The sequence below is a fragment of the Pontibacter sp. HJ8 genome, assembly GCF_054824225.1.
Map to the genome: position 1 here is coordinate 1 of NZ_JSYF01000221.1, position 4,095 is coordinate 4,095.

3 protein-coding genes are annotated in these 4,095 nt (G+C 47.7%); all 3 read left to right on the top strand.

The genetic code is table 11. The features are described 5' to 3' along the window. On the top strand, positions 1-594 hold a 594-nt coding region (locus OB13_RS10585), incomplete at its 5' end, for a polysaccharide deacetylase family protein (RefSeq protein ID WP_461490136.1). A gap of 133 nt (positions 595-727) precedes the next feature. Further along, positions 728-1,882, top strand: coding sequence for a DegT/DnrJ/EryC1/StrS family aminotransferase (locus tag OB13_RS10590; RefSeq protein ID WP_461490137.1), 1,155 nt, complete (start codon positions 728-730; stop codon positions 1,880-1,882). Between the two features lie 59 nt (positions 1,883-1,941). Then, a complete protein-coding gene (locus OB13_RS10595; RefSeq protein ID WP_461490138.1) occupies positions 1,942-3,663 on the top strand; it encodes a GNAT family N-acetyltransferase in 1,722 nt (573 codons plus the stop codon). Positions 3,664-4,095: the final 432 nt, after the last annotated feature.

Below are 4,095 nucleotides of genomic sequence, written 5' to 3' on the forward strand. Positions count from 1 at the left end.
AAAGCGAAAGAACTGAATTACGAATTGCCTCCAAAGGCGCGATTGAAAAGGGTCTCTAATGAAGAAAGATTGTCGCTTGTAAATGAAATAAAACGGGAGATCGTACTGCCAAGAGAAGCGCTGACAGTTGAGCAGGTCAGGCGGATTTCGAAATCCGGATATGTTACAATAGGAGGACATACTCACTCACATCCTATACTTATAAACTGCAGTAATGAACAGATATTCAGTGAACTAGAGCTGTCGAAGCAAAAGCTCGAATCATGGACCTCTGGTGAGGTGTCTTGCTTTGCCTATCCGAACGGAGATTACAGTGAGCGGGAGATCCAGGTTCTGAATGAATTGAACTATAGGTTTGCCTTTACCAGTGATCCCGAATATCTGACAGAGGATAAGCTGACTAATATTTACAAACTACCTCGTTTTGGGCTATTAGAAGGAGCGTCTCTGGCGGAGAACATCTGCCGCATGGTAGGAGTCTGGAAGCCGCTCATGAGCAAGTTTAAGTTTCCATACCCTGGAAAGAAGGATTTTGGTACTCCTCAGCCTATATTCTTTAGCAGTAAGAGAACGAGAGTTGTCGTTTCTAGCTAATCTGCTGTCACCAGCCGAGGCCATACATTCAGAACCTAGCTAAAGCAGATTGCAGAGAGATAGGTACTGAGCTCCTTCTAAGATGGGAAACAAAGAATACCAATAACCTTCTGTGTACTTATACTGTCCTCAAATGAGAAAGCCCTCTCTTACCCGAAGCCTCCTGATATGGCCTACGCTTCCCCCCAACATTTATTTTCGGCGCGCTTCTAACTGGCGTCCTTTTCCACTCAATCAGGATGGTTGCAGGATCTATTCCTTAGCACGACAAGCGATCTGGAACGCCTGTAAAACGCTTGACCTTGGAACAGAGGATGTCATACTTGTGCCCGCTTATCATCATGGGTCTGAGATAGAGGCACTAATTGAAGCAGGCATTCAGATCCGCTACTATGATCTGAATGAAGCCCTGGAGCCTGATCCGGAGGAGTTGCAAAATCTGTTGAGTCCAAATGTCCGAGCCTTATATATTATCCATTATTTGGGATTTCCACAGGACGCCGGATTCTGGCGGCAATGGTGCGATGAACGAAACCTGCTCCTGATCGAGGATGCTGCCCAGGCTTTCCTGGCCACACGGGATGGCCTTCCTGTCGGATCCTTTGGGCATATAGGGCTTTTCTGCTTATACAAAACATATGGTATTCCGGATGGTGGTGCGGTGATATCTACGGTACCGCCCCCGCCACCCGCTGGTGCTGCACAAACAGGTATGTGGCGAGCCTTCAAGCGACATGTCAATTGGGTGGCCGCAAGGCGTGGCGAAATTGGCCTGGTGCACCTGATGCTCAAGCCCCTGGTTACCTGGTGGAACAGGTCGTGGCACAGACTGCGGGGGCAGTATACCATTGAGTTTGAGCTGGGTGATCCGTCCACTCCTCCTGCAACTATATCCATGCATTTGCTGCCCAAATTACTGGATGAAAGCACTGCTGATCGACGCAGGGAGAACTACAGATTCCTGCTCAAGCATCTGGGCGATATGGTGCCCGGCCCTTTCGCGTCGTTGCCTGAAGGAGCATGTCCCTTCGCTTTCCCGATAGAAGTAAGCCATGCAAGGGAGTTTTTGTTGCGGCTGCGTAGCCGTGGAGTAGTGGGGCTTCTCTTTTGGTTGAACCCGCACCCTTCACTACCGGTTGCAGATTTTCCAAGAAGCAGGGAGCTAAGAGAAGGGGTCGTCGCCTTGCCTGTTCACCAGGAACTGACGCAGAATGATCTGAAGCAGATTGTGAGTGCTGTCCATGAGGCCTGTGGGAATTTAAGAGCAACAGTCACATCGGTTGGGTGAGAGTGATTCGCACTTGAGACAGGTGTATATAAATACTTCAAGCTGTAAAACAGTATAGTATGCAGAGGAATAACAGATATGAAGCAGCCGTAGCGCCTCTCCAAAAAGCAGGTATAGAACTACTGGTAGGAGAGGAGGTTTTTAAATTGCTCTCTGATGAAGAGGTATTACGGGGATGGGATTCTCTCTACCAGTCGTGTCCCTGGGCTACGGCATTCCAAAGCAAAGAGTTTGTAGCCACCTGGTACAGAACTTACCGCAATGAGTACTTGCCGATACTCGTAAAAGCCGAAGATGAAAGCGGCCTTACCGGATTGCTGACAATGGCTGTAAAGATTCCGGACTCAGGTATAGCTGATCTAAGCAAAAAGAAAGTGCGGATTGTAGGGGCAGGACAATTTGAGGCGGAATATCAGGTATGGTTGGCAACGGTTGACAATAGCAATTTGTTTATAAAAGCGGCCCTGACGGAAATCAGGAAACATTTTCCGTACAGCGACATTTTGTTCAGGTATATACCGCCACAGGCGTCTTTAGACTGGATACGGGAAGATCCTCAGTGGCAGAAGCTCATCGTGGTGGAGCCCTTCCGTCGTCCCTTGATGGACATGAGCGACCCTGATCTTTCGAAGTTGTTTCGCAAGAGCGAGTACAGAAACAAACTTAACCGCCTCAAGCGGCTTGGTGAGCTCAGCCTGGAGCGGATAACCGATCGGGAAAGGTTCTCGACAATTTTAAAAGATCTTACCCTTCAGTTTGACTTCAGGCAAGGAGCGATGTTCAACAAGAATCGTTTCAGGGAGAATCCTTTAAAAGCTGAGTTTCTGCTGGCGATGTTTGAACAGAACCTGCTCCATGCCACGGTGCTCAAAGTAAATGAAGAAGTAGTAGCATCCATCGTTGCTGTTGCCGGGAGAGATTGGGTGTATTTGGGAGGTATAAACACGCATACACCCTTTTATGCAGGTTTTTATTCGCCCGGGTTTGTGCATTTCATGTTGCTTGGGCAACAACTGGCCCAGGAGGGCATCGCAGTATTTGACCTAACGCCAGGCGGAGATTCCTACAAGGAGCGAATGGCTACTACACATGATTATGTGTATGAAATGACGGTAGCTAATAATCCATCTTACCGTTTGAAGAGACTTGTTAAAAAGCAGGTTCATACTGGTTTGATCAAGGCAGGAAAAAGACCCATGGCTGTAGAACTCTCCGCTGAAAAATGGCTATACTTGCTCAAGGCAAGACTTCGAAAGGCAAAAGAAAAAGGGCTTTTGGTGTCGGTGAAAGAGCGTCTGAAGAGTAAGAAGGCGATTACGGAACAAAGGGTATATGTGATCCATGGAAAGCCCATAGAACAGAAAGCTTCTTTCGCCATTCAGAAAAATAGCCTGGGTGATTTGCTGGACTTTGATCAAAAGGGAGCTCCCCTTACGCGGTGGGAATTTCTGGAAGATGCCATGCGCAGGTTTGAAGATGGAGGTGTGTGCTATACCTGGGCTGAAAGCGGGCAGCTGAGGTGCTGTGCCTGGCTTCGGAATCCGAAGTCATCAACAGAGACGAGAATTACCTCCAAATTCAATATACCGGATGGTGCTGCTGTGTTATACGGAATATACGTTCACCCTGCAGGGCGGGAGAGCATGGGAGCGTTTCTGCGTGCGCTGTCTGAAGAGGTGTCAGGAAATAGAAATACTACGCCTACCTGTGTGATAGCCGATGCAAGCGATACAACTCTGTGTGAGACACTGGACTCGCTGGGTTTTGGTAGGGTAGAGTAGAGATCAGGGCAAAGTTGAATTCATTTACCGGACACTGTTTTCTTTCTACCTAAAAAGCAAGGTCATTTTCTACTTATATTTCTTCTAGCTCGTCACATTTTACTGCTGCGGGCTATCCGGTGATCAATGCGTATGACGCATTGTGGAGCCAGACATGCATGCTGACAAAGTGAATTCCTGGAAATTTGGCCTATTGCAGAGCATGCTGTTTTCCGCTATACCTACGATCCGGTTTGCTATACCTGGAATTTCCCCGCCCCCTTCTTCAACTCCATGGGAATAGTAGTCAACACGATCTGAAAAGCTTGTACAGGTGGGTATTTGATCAATATAAAAGGGGGGGCCTAATAGGGCAGTTGATTTTGTAACCAGAGGGAACTCAGTTACTGGAGTAGAACTTAACTTTCGAAACGAATTTCTTTACAGGCACAC

What these genes read in the sequence shown, in the direction of transcription:
- OB13_RS10590 (WP_461490137.1), top strand. Translation starts at nt 728, where the DNA reads ATGAGAAAGCCCTCTCTTACCCGAAGCCTCCTGATATGGCCTACGCTT.
- OB13_RS10595 (WP_461490138.1), top strand. Translation starts at nt 1,942, where the DNA reads ATGCAGAGGAATAACAGATATGAAGCAGCCGTAGCGCCTCTCCAAAAA.